14 protein-coding genes are annotated in these 15,939 nt (G+C 64.3%); 8 read left to right on the top strand and 6 right to left on the bottom strand.

The annotated features are described in order from the left end of the window. Window positions 1-12 precede the first annotated feature (12 nt). A complete protein-coding gene (gene metF / locus E0702_RS03400; protein WP_132041570.1) occupies window positions 13-855 on the top strand; it encodes a methylenetetrahydrofolate reductase [NAD(P)H] in 843 nt (280 codons plus the stop codon). Window positions 856-948: 93 nt separating this feature from the next. On the opposite strand, the gene E0702_RS03395 is transcribed toward metF, so the two are convergent. The 5 genes from E0702_RS03395 to prlC form a co-directional block, all read right to left on the bottom strand. Next, window positions 949-3,147: a TRAP transporter permease gene (locus E0702_RS03395; protein ID WP_132041569.1), complete on the bottom strand. Its 2,199-nt coding sequence runs from the start codon at window positions 3,145-3,147 to the stop codon at window positions 949-951. Window positions 3,148-3,233: 86 nt separating this feature from the next. Further along, window positions 3,234-4,217, bottom strand: a complete 984-nt coding sequence (locus tag E0702_RS03390) for a TAXI family TRAP transporter solute-binding subunit (protein WP_132041568.1) — start codon at window positions 4,215-4,217, stop codon at window positions 3,234-3,236. A gap of 252 nt (window positions 4,218-4,469) precedes the next feature. Further along, entirely contained in the window at window positions 4,470-4,712 is a 243-nt protein-coding gene (locus tag E0702_RS03385; RefSeq protein WP_132041567.1) for a YheV family putative zinc ribbon protein, read from the bottom strand. A gap of 15 nt (window positions 4,713-4,727) precedes the next feature. Then, window positions 4,728-4,832: a YheV family putative metal-binding protein gene (locus E0702_RS03380; protein WP_132041566.1), complete on the bottom strand. Its 105-nt coding sequence runs from the start codon at window positions 4,830-4,832 to the stop codon at window positions 4,728-4,730. A gap of 51 nt (window positions 4,833-4,883) precedes the next feature. Continuing rightward, window positions 4,884-6,932, bottom strand: a complete 2,049-nt coding sequence (gene prlC, locus E0702_RS03375; RefSeq protein WP_132041565.1) for an oligopeptidase A — start codon at window positions 6,930-6,932, stop codon at window positions 4,884-4,886. Window positions 6,933-7,090: 158 nt separating this feature from the next. Here prlC and E0702_RS03370 point away from each other — a divergent pair, with 158 nt between their 5' ends. From E0702_RS03370 to E0702_RS03360, 3 genes are all read left to right on the top strand, one after another. Beyond that, window positions 7,091-8,431, top strand: a complete 1,341-nt coding sequence (locus E0702_RS03370) for a sodium-dependent transporter (protein ID WP_132041564.1) — start codon at window positions 7,091-7,093, stop codon at window positions 8,429-8,431. 31 nt (window positions 8,432-8,462) lie between these two features. After that, entirely contained in the window at window positions 8,463-9,014 is a 552-nt protein-coding gene (locus tag E0702_RS03365; RefSeq protein ID WP_132041563.1) for a gamma carbonic anhydrase family protein, read from the top strand. A gap of 79 nt (window positions 9,015-9,093) precedes the next feature. Continuing rightward, window positions 9,094-9,765, top strand: a complete 672-nt coding sequence (locus E0702_RS03360) for a metal-dependent hydrolase (protein ID WP_132041562.1) — start codon at window positions 9,094-9,096, stop codon at window positions 9,763-9,765. A 22-nt stretch (window positions 9,766-9,787) separates the two neighbouring features. Here E0702_RS03360 and E0702_RS03355 read toward each other — a convergent pair whose 3' ends face one another. Next, window positions 9,788-10,573, bottom strand: a complete 786-nt coding sequence (locus E0702_RS03355) for a GntR family transcriptional regulator (protein ID WP_132041561.1) — start codon at window positions 10,571-10,573, stop codon at window positions 9,788-9,790. Window positions 10,574-10,901: 328 nt separating this feature from the next. Between E0702_RS03355 and E0702_RS03350 the strand changes: the two genes are divergently transcribed. The 4 genes from E0702_RS03350 (at window position 10,902) to E0702_RS03335 (ending at window position 15,698) form a co-directional block, all read left to right on the top strand. Next, window positions 10,902-11,657, top strand: a complete 756-nt coding sequence (locus tag E0702_RS03350) for a (Fe-S)-binding protein (RefSeq protein WP_132041560.1) — start codon at window positions 10,902-10,904, stop codon at window positions 11,655-11,657. Further along, window positions 11,654-13,105, top strand: a complete 1,452-nt coding sequence (locus tag E0702_RS03345) for a LutB/LldF family L-lactate oxidation iron-sulfur protein (RefSeq protein WP_132041559.1) — start codon at window positions 11,654-11,656, stop codon at window positions 13,103-13,105. The genes E0702_RS03350 and E0702_RS03345 overlap by 4 nt, the downstream gene beginning before the upstream one ends. Then, window positions 13,105-13,791 (top strand): LutC/YkgG family protein, encoded by a 687-nt coding sequence (locus E0702_RS03340; RefSeq protein ID WP_132041558.1) that lies wholly within the window; start codon window positions 13,105-13,107, stop codon window positions 13,789-13,791. The genes E0702_RS03345 and E0702_RS03340 overlap by 1 nt, the downstream gene beginning before the upstream one ends. Window positions 13,792-13,934: 143 nt before the next feature. Further along, the gene (locus E0702_RS03335; RefSeq protein ID WP_132041557.1) at window positions 13,935-15,698 is read left to right on the top strand and encodes a hypothetical protein; all 1,764 of its coding nucleotides are present in this window, start codon (window positions 13,935-13,937) and stop codon (window positions 15,696-15,698) included. The last annotated feature ends 241 nt before the right edge of the window (window positions 15,699-15,939 follow it).

The raw sequence follows: 15,939 nt of genomic DNA, 5'->3' as shown, positions 1-15,939 counted from the left end.
TGAGGAAATCCGATGAGCACGCAGCAGCACCCACTGGGTATCAGCTTCGAATTCTTCCCGCCCAACACCGCGGCCGGTCGCGAGAAGCTGGTCGGTGTGCGCGACGCTCTGGCCGAGCGTGGACCGCGTTTCTTCTCGGTGACCTATGGCGCTGGGGGATCCACCCAGGACCGTACCCTGACTACCGTGCGCCAGGTACGTGAGGCGGGCATCACGACCGCCCCTCATCTCTCTTGCATCGGTAGCGAGAAGGGACAGTTGCGCGAGCTGCTGGCTCGCTACCGTGAGGAGGGCATCGATAGCCTGGTGGCCCTGCGAGGTGATCTGCCCTCAGGCATGGGTGGCGTCGGCGAATTTCGCTATGCCAACGAGCTCGTCGAGTTTATTCGTGAGGAGAGCGGTGATCACTTCGAGATCGCCGTGGCCGCCTATCCAGAGTCGCATCCCCAGGCACCCAGCCTGGAGCAGGATGTCGAGAACTTCGCGCGCAAGGTAAAGGCCGGTGCCAACCTCGCCATTACCCAGTACTTCTTCAACGCCGATGCCTACTTCCACTTCGTGGAGCGGGCCCAGGCCCTGGGGGTCGATACGCCCATCATCCCGGGGATCATGCCGATCACCAACTACACCAAGCTGGCGCGCTTCTCCGATGCCTGTGGCGCCGAGATTCCGCGCTGGATGCGCAAGCAGCTGGAGGCCTATGGCGATGACAGCGAGTCGATCGCGGCCTTCGGTGAAGAGGTGATCTCTCGCCTCTGTCAACGCCTGCTCGATGGAGGCGCGCCAGGCCTTCACTTCTACACCCTCAACCAGGCCGCCCCCTGCCTGAAGATTGTGGACAATATCGTCGGCTGAGGTCGGCAGTGCCTGCCCTGGACTACCGGTCAGGGAGCGCGAAGGGCCCCGCCATCCGGCGGGGCCCTTCGCGTGCTGCGTTACGGTGAAGCGTCAGCCGGCGGTGGAGGCCGGTGATCCGCCTCCTCCGCCCTTGCCGTGCAGGCGGCGCTGCATCAGGACCAGGCCGACGCCGATCGCCAGGCCGGCGATATCGGTGACGATGCCGCCGTAGATCATGAACAGCGCACCGATCAGCATCACCACCCGCTGCCAGCTCTTCACCGGGCCGAAGAACCAGGCCTGTACCACCGCTGCCAGCAGGATGATGCCCAGGGTGGCGGTAACGCCGACCCGCAGGATCTGCACCCAGGTGCCCTCCATCAGCATGGCGGGGCTGTAGAAGAACATGAAGGGCACGATAAAGGCGGCCAGGCCGATCTTGAACGAGGCCACCGAGGTGCCCATGGCGTTGTCGCCGGAGATGCCCGCCGCGGCATAGGAGGCGAGGGCCACCGGAGGCGTGATCGCCGATACCACCGCGAAGTAGAACACGAAGAAGTGCGCGACCAGCGGCTCGATACCGATGCTGATCAGGCCAGGGGCGACCACCGAGGCGGCCACCGCATAGGCGGCGGTGGTGGGCATGCCCATGCCGAGCAGGATCGAGATGCACATGGCGAAGAACAGCGCGAGCAGCTGGCTGACCCCGGCCAGGCCCAGCAGCAGCGAGGAGAAGCGCGCACCGACCCCGGTCAGGGCGATCACCCCGACGATCAGGCCGGCGCAGGCGCACACGGCGATGATCTGGATCGACATGGCGCCGGCCAGTTGCAGCGCCTTGAGGATGGCGCGGATGCCCATCCTGTGGGGCGTGAGCCAGCTCACCACGGCAGCCGAGGCGGTGGCCAGGGTGCCGGCACGGATCACCGAGTAGCCCATGAACAGGGCGGCGATCAGGATGATGATCGGTGCGAACAGGTAGATCTGCCTGACCAGCCGTCGGAACTGGGGGATTTCCTCCTTGCGCATGCCGCGCATGCCCTTGCGGGCGGCCTCGAAGTCGACCATGCAGTAGATCGACAGGAAGTAGAGGATGGCGGGAATCAGGGCCGCCACGGCGATCTCGGTGTAGGGGATGCCGGTGACCTCGGCCATGATGAAGGCGCCGGCCCCCATGATCGGCGGCATGATCTGTCCGCCGGTTGAGGCGGCGGCCTCAATGGCGCCGGCGCTGCGTGACGGGTAGCCCACCTTCTTCATCAGCGGGATCGTCAGCGAGCCGGTGGAGACCACATTGCCGGCCGAGGTGCCGTTGATCATGCCCATCAGGCCCGAGGCGAAGATCGACACCTTGGCCGGACCGCCACGGGCACGGCCGGCGGCGGCAAAGGCGAAGTTGACGAAGTAGTCCCCCACCTTCGAGGCCTGCAGGAAGGCGGCGAAGATGATGAACAGGATGATATAGGTGGAGGAGACGGCGGTGGTCGGCCCCAGGATACCGGCGTCGGTGTAGACCTGGCTGAAGAAGCGGCCCACGGAGAGCCCGGGGTAGCCCAGGAAGCCCGGCAGATAGGGGCCGGCGAACACATAGAGCAGGAAGATCGCCGAGATGACCACCAGGGCCAGGCCGGCAACCCGCCGGGTCAGCTCGAGGATCAGCAGCGAACCGGCGATGGCGGCATAGGAGATGCCCATGGGGGCAAATGGGGTGCCGGTGGAGGCACGCAGCGGACTGTTGAACATCACCAGCAGGTAGCCGGCCACCGCCAGGGCGCAGACCATCAGCACCAGGTCGGCGGGTGACAGGGCTGCGCGTACCTGGCGATAGGCCCAGGAGAGCCCGATGCCGGCGGCGGTAGCCAGGATCAGCGGATAGCCGAAGTGCCAAGCCTCGATCGCCGGGGCGATGCGCATGGCCCCACCGTTCATTGCCTGATACATCATGGCCACGCGCACCAGGGCATACAGGGCCGGCGCCAGCAGGGCATAGCTCAGCCAGCGCATCCAGGCGGGGGAGCGCTCGCGGTCATGCTCGGCGAAGCGGGTGCCGGCATAGAGGCCATAGCCGAGTATCAGCGCGCCGGCGATGTGCAGGATGCGAAATGACCAGGTCTCCAGTGGATAGACGTTGAGCGAGATGAGGTGAAACAGCGAATAGGCGATGGCCAGCGTACCGAAGAGCAGCCACTGCCAGCCGGTATACAGGCGCCGATTGGATTCGACGGCGGCCTCGTCGACGCCTTCGGCATTGACGACCTCGACGACATCGTCGGTGCCGGTGTCGTCGCGGGATTCGGGATGTTGGGACATGAAAACACCCTTGGGTGTGGAACGGACGGCAGGCATGCCGCCCCGGGTCGCTAGGCGATCCGGGGCGGCGTCAGGGTCATGCGTGGTTACCGCTTCAGGTTATCGGGGATCTCGTAGCCGTTCTCCTCGTACCAGCGTACCGCGCCCGGATGGAAGGGCAGCACGGTGTTGTACTGGAAGTTCTCCGGAATGCTGGTGGCCGCACTGCGATGGATATCCATCATCTTGTCGTTGTTCTCCAGGCTCAGCTTGGTGATCTCGTAGACGAAGTCTTCGGGCAGATCACAGCCGGCGATGGTGAAGTTCCACATCGAGACGGCGCGGGCATCCTCTTCCAGGGTCTGGTAAGTGCTGGCCGGAATCATGAAGGGCGATACCGGGAACGCCTCGAGTACCTTGGCCTGCTCCTCCTCGGTGAACTCGACGATATTGATATCGGTCTGCACCTCGAGCTGGCTGACCGCAGGGATCGGGATGCCGGCAGCGAAGGCGATGACATCGATCAGGCCATCCTGCAGCTGGCCGCCCAGGTCGTTCCAGCCCCCGTTGCGACGATCGAACTCGACACCCAGCTCCTCGAGAATGGCCGGGAAGTAGGTGTCGGAGGTAGAGGCCGCCGGGCCGAAGCCGATGCTGGCGCCGTCGGGGATGTCGGCAATCGACTCGATATCGCTATCGGCCAGGGTGGTGATGGAGAACGGTGTCTCGTACATCGGGAAGAGAGCGCAGACATTGTCCAGCGGTACCCCCGGGGCGAGAGGGCTTTCGCCGGCCAGGGCCTCGGCGGCGGGCCCCATGGTGGTCAGTCCCAGGGCGATATCACCGGTGTGGACCAGGGCGAGGTTCTGGTTGGGACCGCCGGTGACTTCACCCCCGCCGGAGAGACCCAGCTCGTCGGCGATCAGGTTGGCCCAGCCGGAGCCGTAGACGAAGTAGGTGCCGCCCTGGCTAGCGGTGCCGACGGTGAAGTTCTCGGGCCAGTCACTGCGATCCTGGGCGGCGGCGGAGGCGGCTACCAGAAGCGTGCCGGCGACGGTGCCGGCGAGCAGGCGGGTGGAGAGTAGGCGCATGGCATAGCTCCATCATGGGGTTAGTGATAACTCGGACGCGGATGCCCGAGAGATACCGTGTCATTCTGGCATTTCGCGGCAGGCCCGTGGCTGCGATCAATGCCGTTCCATTCAACGTATACCATTCGACCCATGCCGAGGCATGGGTCGAATGGCGTGAAGAGGGAAGCATTGATTGGAATCAATCGCAATTGGCTGATGGATCCCCGGTCGCGCTGTATGAGCCGGCCAGCGGAGCGGGGAGCCGCGTCTTTATCCCTTGGGGTCGATGATCTTGACCGTCTGGAAGTCCTCGGTGGGCTCCTCCCGATGCGTGCGATCAATACGGGTGGCTAGCTCAGGGGCGGCCTGCTCCTCGATGGGCAGCTGCTCGAAGAAGTCGCAGCTGACACACTCGCGGTAGCGGATGCCGTTCTGTTCCCAACTGCGAATACGGTCCATCTCGGCACAGCGTGGACAGATGGCGCCGGCAATAAAGCGTTTCTGGGTGGCCATAATGGACTCCTGTTGTTACCGGCACTGAAAGGCGGAGAGCCCGGCGCGGATACGGTGTTCGTTCACATCGGCACAACGTGGGCAGATGGCACCGGCGATAAAGCGTTTCTGGTTGGCCATGAAGACTCCTGTAAGCCTCGGCCCGTGGGCCGAGGCGGGGATGACGTTGGGTCAACCGGCAGTGATGCCGCTATGGCGCAACAGCGGTTCGACACTGGGCGCGCGGCCGCGGAAGGCCTGGAAAAGCTCGGCCGCGTCGCGGGCGCCGCCCTGTTCGAGGATCTCGCTGCGGAAACGGCCCCCGGTCTCGGGGTCGAAGATGCCCGCTTCCTCGAAGGCACTCCAGGCGTCGGCGGAGAGCACCTCGGCCCACTTGTAGCTGTAGTAGCCCGCCGCGTAGCCGCCGGCGAAGATGTGACCGAAGCCGTTCTGGAAGCGGTTGAAGGAGGCCCTGGGCACCACCGAGACGCCATCGCGTACCGCATCGAGCAGCGCCTGGATCTCGCTGGCAGAGGGGGCCTCGAGCTCGTGGTGCAGGCGCAGATCGAACAGCGAGAACTCCAGTTGGCGCACCATGCCCATGGCGGACTGGAAGTTCCTGGCCGCCTGCAGCTTCTCGAGCAGCTCGCCGGGCAGTGGCTCCCCGCTGTCGACGTGACCGGCGATCAGATCGAGCCCTTCACGCTCCCAGCAGTAGTTCTCCATGAACTGGCTGGGCAGCTCCACCGCATCCCAGGCCACGCCGTTGATGCCCGAGATATCGGCGATGGTCTGTTGCGTCAGCATATGGTGCAGGCCATGGCCGAATTCGTGGAACAGGGTGACCACCTCGTCGTGGGTCAACAGCGCCGGGCGCTCGCCCACCGGACGGGTGAAGTTACAGGTCAGATAGGCCACCGGCAGCTGAAGGGCGTCACCCTCGTGGCGGCGCACCCGGCACTCATCCATCCAGGCACCGCCGCGCTTGCCCTCGCGAGCGTAGAGGTCCAGATAGAAGCCGGCGATCGCCTCGCCGTTCTCGAGGATGCGAAAGAAGCGCACGTCGGGGTGGTAGCGCGGCGCCTGCTCGTCCTCGCGGAAGGTGATGCCGAACAGGCGCCCAACGACCTGAAACAGCCCCTCGACCACACGGGGGGCGGGAAAGTAGGGGCGCAGCTGCTCCTCGTTGATGGCGTGACGCGCCTCGCGGAGCTTCTCGCTGACGTAGCCGATATCCCAGGGCTCGAGATGGTTCATGCCCAATTGCTCACCGGCGAAGGCCTCGAGCTCTGCGAACTCCTGGTGGGCCTGGGGAACCGCTCGGGTGGCCAGGTCTTCGAGGAAACCCTGTGCCTCGGCCGGAGACTCGGCCATCTTGGTCTCCAGCGAGTAGTCGGCGTAGGTGGCAAAGCCCAGCAGTCGGGCCAGCTCGTGGCGCAGGGCGAGTATCTCCTCCATCAGCGGGGCGTTGTCGTACTGGCCGGCGTGGGGGCCCTGATCCGAGGCGCGGGTGACGAAGGCGGTGTAGACCTCGCGGCGCAGTTCGCGGTCATCGGCGTAGGTGACCACCGGGAAGAAGCTGGGGAAGTCCAGGGTGATGCGGTAGCCGGTTTCCCCCTTGGCCTCGGCATTGGCACGCAGGGTGGCCAGGGCGCTCTCCGGCAGGCCGGCCAGGCGTGATTCGTCGGCGAGCTTCAGGTGCCAGGCCTGGGTGGCATCGAGCAGCTGGTTGGAAAAGGTGTTGGAGAGCTCGGAGAGTCGCGCCTTGATCTCGCCATAGCGGCGCTTCTTCTCGGCAGGCAGATCGACGCCGGCGAGGCGGAAGTCGCGCAGGGTGTTGTCGACGGTGCGTCGCTGGGCCGCGTCGAGAGCTTCCCAGGCCGCTCCCTCCTTGAGGGCCTGCCAGGCACGGAACAGTCCCTCGTGCTGGCCGAGCCAGGTGCTGTAGTCGGAGAGCTTGCCCAGGCAGGCCTGATAGGCCTCGCGCAGCTCGGGGTTGTTCATGGTGCCATTGAGATGGGAGACCGGCGACCAGGCTCGCGACAGGCGGTCATTCAGCGACTCCAGGGGAGCGGCGAGGCTCTGCCAGCTGGGCGACTCCCGTTCGGCCCGCTCGACCAGTGTCTCGATGGCTTGACGGTTCTCGGCGAGCAGCTCATCGATGGCTGGCACCACGTGCTCGGGGCGAATGGCCTCGAAGGGAGGGAGCTCATGGGTCTCGAGCAGGGGGTTGCGGGACATGCATACCTCGGGAAGAAAGTGGGGTCCTTCCTTAAGATGCGGGCGGAGGCGTCGGGTTTCAATGCGCGCCACCAGGGTTTGCCGCCGTGAGTCGGACTGCTAGGCTTGCTGACTTTCAGCGTGCGGGCGGCGCACGCCGTCTTTCGGGAGATGCAACGATGAACGAGACGCTGGAGCGCTGGAGTACGCGGCGCGCCTTTATTCTGGCGGTTACTGGGGCGGCGGTGGGACTGGGCAATATCTGGCGCTTCCCCTATATCACCGGCGAGAACGGCGGGGCGGTGTTCCTGGTGCTCTACGTGGCCTTCGTGCTGCTGTTGGGGCTGCCGGTGATGATGGCCGAGATCATGGTGGGCCGGGCCGGGCGGCGCAGCCCGGTGGCGTCGCTGGGGCATCTGGCCGCGACGGCCGGGGCCAGCCGCCATTGGCGGCTGCTGGGGCTATTCGGCGCCTTCACGGTGTTCTGCATCCTCTCCTTCTACTCGGTCGTGTCCGGGTGGTCCATCGAGTTCCTGGTGGCTTCCATCAATGGCGAGTTTCGCGGTGCGGCGCCCGCCGAGGTCGGGGCCGGTTTCGAGGCCTTCCTGGCCGATCCCGGGCGCATGATCTTCAATCACACCCTGTTCCTGCTGATGACCATACTGGTGGTGGCTGCCGGCGTGGCCAAGGGGCTCGAACGCCTTAACAACGTGCTGATGCCGCTACTCTATCTGTTGCTGCTGATGCTGGCGGGGTATGCCACCACCACCAGCGGCTTCGGTACCGCGCTGGAGTGGCTTTTTCGGCCTGACTTCTCGGCGGTGACCCCGCTGGTGGTGATGCATGCCATGGGCCACGCCTTCTTCACCCTGGCCGTGGGCGCCTGTGCGTTGATGGCCTATGGGGCCTATATGCCGGACCATCAGAGCCTGCCGCGTGCCGTCGGGGCGGCAGCGGTCCTCGATGTTACCGTGGCCTTGCTGGCCGGTATCGCGATCTTTTCGGTGGTGTTTTCCCAGGGGATGGACCCAGGTGAAGGACCCGGCCTGATGTTCGTCACTCTGCCCATCGCCTTCGCCCAGCTGCCCTGGGGCGCGCTGTGGTTGAGCTTCTTCTTTTTGCTGCTGCTGCTGGCCACCTGGACGTCGTCGATCAACCTGGCCGAGCCCATGGTCGCCACCCTGCAGGGGCTGGGGCTGCAGCGTGGGGTCTCCGCGGCTCTGGTAGGCCTTGCCGTGTGGCTGCTGGGACTGCTGACGGTGTTCTCTTTCTCGAGCCTGGCCGAGTGGCGACCGCTGTTCGGCATGAACGGCTTCGAACTGGTCAGCACCATTCCCCCGGAGATCTTCCTCCCGCTGGGCGGGATGCTGATTGCCATCTTTGCCGCCTGGGTGTTGCCGGAGTCCACGGCGCGTCGTGCCCTGGGGGTGAGCGATAGCGGCTTTGCGCTGTGGCGGATGGTGACCCGCTGGATTGCCATTCCGTTGACGCTGGTAGTATTGGTGGCCGGGCTGGTCTGAGCCCCGCCCGATCGAAGATGAGGAGATCATGATGAGCGACTCGAAGGCCATACGGCCCTGGAAAGGCAAGCGCCCGAGCCTTGGCGAGCGGGTGTATATCGACCCGACAAGCCTGGTGCTCGGCGATGTGACGCTGGGTGATGACTGCTCGGTATGGCCCATGGCGGTTATCCGTGGCGACATGCATCGGATCCGTATCGGCGCCCGCACTAGCGTGCAGGATGGCTGCGTGCTGCATATCACCCACGCCAGCGACTTCAATCCCGGCGGCTTTCCGCTGACCATCGGCGATGATGTGACCATCGGCCACAAGGCGATACTCCATGGGGCCACCCTGGGCAGTCGTATCCTGGTGGGCATGGGTGCCATCGTCATGGATGGTGCCGAGGTGGAGGACGAGGTCATCATCGCCGCCGGTGCCGTGGTGACGCCTGGCAAGCGGCTCGAGAGCGGCTATGTCTATGCCGGCAATCCGGCCAAGGCGCTGCGTCCCCTGAAGGAGAAGGAGCGAGAGTTCTTTCCCTACACCGCCGGCAACTATGTAAGTCTCAAGGACGAGTATCTGGCCTCGAGCGACGATTAATTTACTAACCCATTGTTTCTGCATGCCCGGGCGAGCGATAATCTGGTAATTTATCCAGCTCTTTGAGGGCCGCTCCGGCATGGCCAATTTCCGCACCCACCTTGGCGTGGCCGCCGCCGGCGGAGCCGTGGTTGCCCACGGTGGCTGGCAGGCGGGGCTGTGGGATGTCTGGCAGGCCCTGCCCATGCTGGCGCTGGTGACCCTCGGCGGCATCCTGCCCGATATCGACGCCGACAGCTCTCGCGCGATCCGGCTGGTGTTCAACCTGCTGGCCGTGCCGGCGGTGGTGGCCGGGGCCCTTGTGCTACAAGGGCGGCTCTCCACGGGGGGACTGCTGCTGGCCTGCGGCGCCCTCTACCTGGGGGTACGTCACCTCGCCGGCGCCCTGTTCGCTCGCCTCACCGTACATCGCGGCATCTGGCACTCGTTGCTGGCGGCGGCCTTCTGTGGCCTGTCGACCACGGCGCTCAGCTACCGCCTGTTGGCCCAACCCGATGCCATGGCCTGGGGCCATGGCGTGGCGCTAGCGCTGGGTTTCGTGCTCCACCTACTGCTCGATGAGCTCTACAGCGTCGATCTCACCGGAGGGCGTATCAAGCGCTCCTTCGGTACCGCGCTCAAGCCACTGGACTGGCGTTCACCCGGCAACTCCCTGGTGATGCTCGCCGCCGGGGCCAATCTGTTGCCCTGGTTGCCGCCCTGGCCGGTATTGCGAGAGCTGCTCGTTCAAGGCGTCTCGTTCTGGCGCTGAGGGGCGGTGTCCAGGCCCACTTTCAGGCATCGCCATCACGGCGTGTATCCGGCACTCGCTGGGCGCGACGCAGGGCGCGCTGGGCCCGCGTCTCGGCGCGCTCCATCTCGAGCAGCCCCTCTTCGACGAATACCAGGTGCTCGTGGGCGCGGGCCCTGGCGTCTTCGGCACGCCCTTCGAGAATGGCATCGAGCAGGGCGCGGTGCTGGATCATCAGCTGGGGGCGCGCCTTGGGCTTCTCGAACAAATGGGCGAGGTTGTCGGCGATGCTGCGCTCCAGCAGGTGGAAGATGCCACGTATGGTGTGCAACAGCAGCACATTGTGGGCGGCCTCGGCGATCGCCAGGTGGAAGGCCGCATCGGCCTTGGCCTCCTCGACAGGGTCGTGCCCCTGGAAGCAGGCTTCGAGCTCCTCGAAGCGACGGATCAGCAGCGCCTTGTCGGTAGGGGTCGAACGCAGCGCGGCGTAGTAGGCCGAGATGCCCTCCATGGCATCGCGAAACTCCAGCAGGTCCAGATGAAACTCACCGTGACGTGACAGCATCTCCAGCAAGGGGTCGCTATAGCCGCTGTTGAGCTCCTTGCTGACAAAGGTGCCGCCCCCCTGACGGCTGATCAGCAGCCCGCGAGCCGACAGCTTCTGGATCGCCTCGCGCAATGAGGGGCGTGAGACGCTGAAGCGTTCGGCCAGCTCGCGCTCGGGGGGCAGCTTCTGGCCGGGCTGGAGGCTGCCCTCCAGAATCATCGCTTCGAGGCGTTCAGTGATCACGTCGGCCAGACGTGGTTGGCGCAGGGGAGGGTAGGCCATGGTGAGGTTCCGGCGGCTGGTGAGTTGGATCAAGATAGTGTTGACGGAATTTTACGGCAAGATATTGGTAATACCAATAATCATCGGTGTGGTTTTTCGAGAGTGCGGAAGATTTCTTTCAGCTTCAAAAAGATTCTCACAATTTCAAAAGGTTGGAGCCTTCAGGCAGAGGCATAGACTAATGTCTAGGCAGGGAGCAAGGGAAAAACGGCGAGTCTCGTTTGACACTGTCGTGTGAGTCTCCTTAATGTCCGCCAATTCATATAGAAAAATTGGTTTTACCATTTTACCAAAATGCCTGGCTAGCCAGCCGATAAAGGAATCGCCGATGACTGCCGTCAAGCTCTATCCGCCGAGGCCAGACAAGGTCTATCTTTTCGGCACCTGCCTGATCGACCTTCTCTATCCAGAGGCCGGGATGGATGCCATCCGGCTGCTGGAGCGTGAGGGGATCGAGGTGCTGTTTCCCCAGGACCAGACCTGCTGTGGCCAGCCGGCCTATACCTCCGGCTATCACCATGAGGCCCGTGCCGTGGCGGCGGCGCAACTCGACCTCTTCCCCGGCCCCTGGCCGATCATCGTGCCCTCGGGCTCATGCGGCGGCATGATGCGCAAGCACTACCCCCAGCTTTTCGCCGGTACCGACCTCGAGGAGCAGGCCAGCGAGGTGGCCGGACGTATCTTTGAACTGACCGAGTTCCTGGTCCACGTCTGCCATCTCGACCTAGAGGATCGCGGCGAGCCCGAGAAGGTCGTCATGCACACCTCCTGCAGCGCCCGCCGTGAGATGGGTCTGGCCGACACCGGTCCCACCCTGCTGGCAGCGCTGGGGCAGGTGGAGCTGGTCGAGCAGGCGCGGGCCAGCGAGTGCTGTGGTTTCGGTGGCACCTTTGCCGTGCGCCATCCCGAGGTCTCGGCCGCCATGGTGGAAGACAAGACCCGGGCCATCGAGGCGACCGGGGCGCGCCGCTTCGTCACCTCTGACTGCGGCTGCATGATGAACATCGGCGGCCGCTTCGAGCAGCAGGGCAAGGCGGTCAAGGGCGAGCATATCGCCAGTTACCTGTGGCGGAGGACCTCATGAGCGAACAGACGGCCGGCGTTCAAACCTATACTCCCCGTGAATTTCATCGCCAGGCTCACGATGCCCTGGGAAATCCCCAGATACGCGCCAACTTCCGCAAGGCGATGGATGGCCTGATGGCCAAACGTCTCGACAGCTTCGATGACTGGGACCTGGAGACCCTGCGTGAGCTGGGTGCCAACATTCGCCTGCGAGCGCTTGCCAGGTTGCCTGACCTGTTGGAGAAGCTGGAGGCCAACTGCGAGGCCAATGGCATCAAGGTGCACTGGGCCGAAGACGGGGAGCAAGCCTGCCGGATCATTCGTGGTATCTGTCAGGACCATTGCGCGACCTCGGTGATCAAGGGCAAGTCGATGGTCTCCGAGGAGATGCATCTCAACGCTCACCTGGAGGCGGCCGGGATCGAGGCGTTGGAGTCGGATCTCGGTGAGTACCTGGTGCAGCTCAACCAGCAGACCCCTTCCCATATCATCATGCCGGCGATCCATCTCAATACCGATGAGATCTCCGAGATCATGCACGACAAGACCGGAACCGAGCGTACCCGGGACGTCGATGCCATGACGGCGGCGGCCAGACAGCAGCTTCGCGAACGCTTTATGGGCGCCGGTGTAGGGGTCTCCGGGGTCAATTTCGCGGTCGCCGAGACCGGCACCCTGTGCCTGGTGGAAAACGAAGGCAATGGTCGGATGACGACCACGGTGCCTCCGGTGCATGTGGCGGTGACGGGTATCGAGAAGGTGGTCGAGCATCTGCGCGATGTGCCGCCTCTCTACTCGCTGCTCACCCGCTCGGCCACCGGTCAGCATGTCACCACCTACTTCAACATGATCAGCTCGCCCCGCAAGGAGGGAGAGCATGATGGCCCGAAGGAGGTGCATCTGGTGCTGGTGGACAGCGGTCGCTCCAGCATTTACCAGGACAATGAGCTGCTCGATACCCTGCGCTGCATTCGCTGCGGCGCCTGCATGAATCACTGCCCCGTCTATACGCGTGTGGGAGGGCATGCCTACGGCACGACGTACCCCGGTCCCATCGGCAGCATTCTTTCACCTCATCTGATGGGTCTGGAGGAGACCCGGGATCTGCCCACGGCGTCGAGTCTGTGTGGAGCCTGTGGCGAGGTCTGTCCGGTGAAGATCCCGATCCCCGACCTGTTGGTGCGGCTGCGCCGAGAATCGGTCGGCGAGGGGCGCGGCAATGTGGCCGGTGCCGGGATCAAGCGAACCCGCAAGGAAGCGGCCGCCTGGAAGGGGTTTCAGTGGCTGGCGACACACCCTGCGGCCTGGCGCGCCGGCACCTCGGTGGCCGGCAGGCTGAGAGCGCTGACGCCTACCAGGCTGGGTGCCTGGACCCAGCATCGCAGTGCACCAAGGCCGGCGGCCACCACCCTGCATGCGCTGGTCAAGCAGTATCAGGCAGCCAAGACTGACAAGGAGGAGCGCTGATGAGTGCTCGTGATGCGATTCTCAAGCGGCTGCGGGAGCGTGCGGATGGTGCGCTGAGTGCACCCGACAGCGATTTTGCCGTGGTGACCGGCCGCGGCTGGAGCCGGGATGAGCGGCTGGCGCGCTTCGAGCGCTGGATTGGTTCGGTGCACGGCGAGGTGGTCCATGCCGCCGAGGAGGGCTGGACCGATGTGCTGGCGAAGGTGCTTGTCGACAAGGGAGTGCGCCGCCTGGCGCTGGGCAAGCAGCATCCGGTCGCCGTCGAGGCGCGCCGGGCGCTGGTCAATGCGGGGGTGGAGCTGGTCGACGTCGATCGTGATATCGAACAGTGGCAGCACGAGCAGTTCAATGATGTCGATGCCGGCCTGACCTCGACCCGTGGCGCCATCGCCGAGACAGGCAGCCTCTGGCTATGGCCCACGCCGGATGAGCCACGACTGATCAGCCTGGTGCCACCGTTGCATATCGCGGTGCTGGACGCGGGGGCGCTGGAGGACACCTTCTTCGACGTGATCGAGAAGCATGGCTGGGCAAACGGCATGCCGACCAATGCGCTGCTGATCTCCGGCCCCAGCAAGACCGCCGATATCGAGCAGACTCTGGCCTATGGTGTTCACGGCCCTCGTGAACTGGTGGTCATCGTGCGCCATGCCGACGATGTGGCCGAGAGTGCTGCTCGGCAGTGATCCAAGATACGCACTGCGGTATGCATTGCGGCAGTCCGGTGGCTGGCGGTGCGCCTGATATGCCATAAGATGCAGTGAAGCCGTTGGGGTATATTTGGCGTATCGCGAGGGAGCCTTTCCCTCAATACACAAGGAGAAGATGCGTGCAGCATAGGATACCGAACGTAGGGAAGGGAGGCGGGCCTCGTCGCCAATGGAAGATGGTTGCCGTGGTGGCGGGCCTCGCCCTGCTGGCGGGGTGCAGTGAGCGGCAGTCAGAAGAGGCGCGCTTCATGTCGGCGCCGGAGGCGAAGGTCGGCGATGCGTTAAGCGGAGAGCTGACAACGGCCAGTTCCATCAACCTCAATGATGGGGCCCGCTACTCCCCGCACTGGGTCTGCCCAGGCGAGGCGACTGGAGCGGTGGCATCCTATGTGCTGGATGCCGCCTTCCCTGGGGTGCTGGCGGCGTTCGGCAAGGATGGGAGCCTCCGCGGAGTCGCCGAGGGGCGAGAGGGGGCTCCGCTGTCGTTGCTGGTAGGGGCTGACCACAAGGCGTGTACGCTGATCGTGGTGAGTGGCAGCGATGCGACCTCCTTTGGCCCCTATCGCCTCGTACCCCAGGCTCACGCCTCGGCTGAGCAACTGCTCCTTGATACGCCCTTGACGGGGTCGCTCGGTGAGGATGGCAAGTCGAGTCATGTCATGACGCTCGAGCAGGCGGGTCGTCTCGACCTCGCACTGGCGAGTGGCGGCGCTCTCGCTCTGTCTCTACGTGGTGAAGGACGCGAAGAGCGCGTCCAGGCCTGCGCCGACGGAGAGCAGCGCCTGGAAGCATACCTGGAACCGGGAGACTATCGGGTCGAGGTCACCGCTGCGGCCACTGGCAATGCGATGACTGCGACGAGTGGATGTGGAAGTGACACCCTGGTGCTGGGTAACGCCTACCGGCTGATGGCCAGCGCCGACGATCTGGCCACCGGGATGCGCAACGAGGGGCCGCTGCGGGGAGGCGACAGCATTACCGGTGTCCTCGAAGGCGGGGCGCAAAACCGCTACCACCTGAATGTCGACGAGCCCTCCGAGGTTTCCATCGAGTTGAGTTCGGCACAGTTCGATGCGCTGCTGAACCTGGATGGCGAGGGGCAGAGTCTCAGCAATGATGATGGTGGCGGCGGCATCAATGGCACGGATGCACTGCTGGAAACCGTGCTGTTGCCGGGGCGCTATGAGGTCGCAGTGTCGGGCTATGGTGCCGCAGGGGGAGATTACACCCTCGAGATGCAGCGCTCTGCCTTCGAGGGTGAGCTTCGCAACGATGGGGAAATCCTGCTGGAAGAGAGCCTGGTTGGTATTCTGGATGGTAGCGGCCCCAACAGTTATCGCCTAACACTGGAAGAAACAACGGGTATCAGGGTGGTGCTGGGTTCATCGAGCTTTGATGCCGTGCTTCGCCTGCATGGCAACGGTGTCGATATCAGCGACGATGACAGTGGCGGAAACCTGGATGCGCTGCTGTCGGCAGTGCTTGAGCCGGGCAGCTATACTCTGGAAGCTCAGAGCTATTCGGGTGCTGGGGCCTACAGGTTGGAAGTGGTTGGTGACGCCATCGAGGAGGAGCTGCGCAATGGCGGAGAGGTTAGGGTCGGCGACGCGGTGATCGGTACCCTGAGTCCCGGGGGGACGCTGGATTATGAGCTGGTACTGGAAGAGGGTGCCACGATTGTGCTTGAAGTGACCTCACCGACAGCCGATACGATATTGAGCCTCAACGGAAATGGCGTCGAGATAGAGAACGACGATGCCGATGGGCTTGGCCTCGGGTCGCGTATTACCCAATACCTGGAAGCCGGTCGTTATGGTGTAGGTGTCAGGGCCTGGGACGTGGGTGGCGGCTCCGGCACCATCAGACTTGAGGTCCGGGGCTGAGAGGTTGGCTTCGACCATTTATCAGGTCCCTGAAACTTTTTTACAGAAAGGGCTTGCGGGCCCGCCGGTAAAGCCGTAAAGTACGCATCCGCTGCCGGCAACGGGCAAACGTTGCCGGCGGTGAATGTGGCAGAAGTGACTGTTCTGTAATGGGTTTTCGAAAGAGTTCGAAAATCACCGGTTGACAGTCGCGGCAGATTCGCTAGAATGTGCGCCACTCGTGACGGCGGCCTCAAGGCCT

The sequence above is a fragment of the Halomonas marinisediminis genome, from assembly GCF_004347715.1.
GTDB lineage: Bacteria > Pseudomonadota > Gammaproteobacteria > Pseudomonadales > Halomonadaceae > Halomonas > Halomonas icarae.
The sequence above is the reverse complement of the archived record's forward strand: the minus strand, read 5'-3'. Positions and strand labels throughout refer to the sequence as shown.

Coding starts and splice junctions, on each gene's coding strand:
- metF (WP_132041570.1), top strand. CDS start 13: ATGAGCACGCAGCAGCACCCACTGGGTATCAGCTTCGAATTCTTCCCG.
- E0702_RS03395 (WP_132041569.1), bottom strand. CDS start 3,147: ATGTCCCAACATCCCGAATCCCGCGACGACACCGGCACCGACGATGTC.
- E0702_RS03390 (WP_132041568.1), bottom strand. CDS start 4,217: ATGCGCCTACTCTCCACCCGCCTGCTCGCCGGCACCGTCGCCGGCACG.
- E0702_RS03385 (WP_132041567.1), bottom strand. CDS start 4,712: ATGGCCACCCAGAAACGCTTTATTGCCGGCGCCATCTGTCCACGCTGT.
- E0702_RS03380 (WP_132041566.1), bottom strand. CDS start 4,832: ATGGCCAACCAGAAACGCTTTATCGCCGGTGCCATCTGCCCACGTTGT.
- prlC (WP_132041565.1), bottom strand. CDS start 6,932: ATGTCCCGCAACCCCCTGCTCGAGACCCATGAGCTCCCTCCCTTCGAG.
- E0702_RS03370 (WP_132041564.1), top strand. CDS start 7,091: ATGAACGAGACGCTGGAGCGCTGGAGTACGCGGCGCGCCTTTATTCTG.
- E0702_RS03365 (WP_132041563.1), top strand. CDS start 8,463: ATGAGCGACTCGAAGGCCATACGGCCCTGGAAAGGCAAGCGCCCGAGC.
- E0702_RS03360 (WP_132041562.1), top strand. CDS start 9,094: ATGGCCAATTTCCGCACCCACCTTGGCGTGGCCGCCGCCGGCGGAGCC.
- E0702_RS03355 (WP_132041561.1), bottom strand. CDS start 10,573: ATGGCCTACCCTCCCCTGCGCCAACCACGTCTGGCCGACGTGATCACT.
- E0702_RS03350 (WP_132041560.1), top strand. CDS start 10,902: ATGACTGCCGTCAAGCTCTATCCGCCGAGGCCAGACAAGGTCTATCTT.
- E0702_RS03345 (WP_132041559.1), top strand. CDS start 11,654: ATGAGCGAACAGACGGCCGGCGTTCAAACCTATACTCCCCGTGAATTT.
- E0702_RS03340 (WP_132041558.1), top strand. CDS start 13,105: ATGAGTGCTCGTGATGCGATTCTCAAGCGGCTGCGGGAGCGTGCGGAT.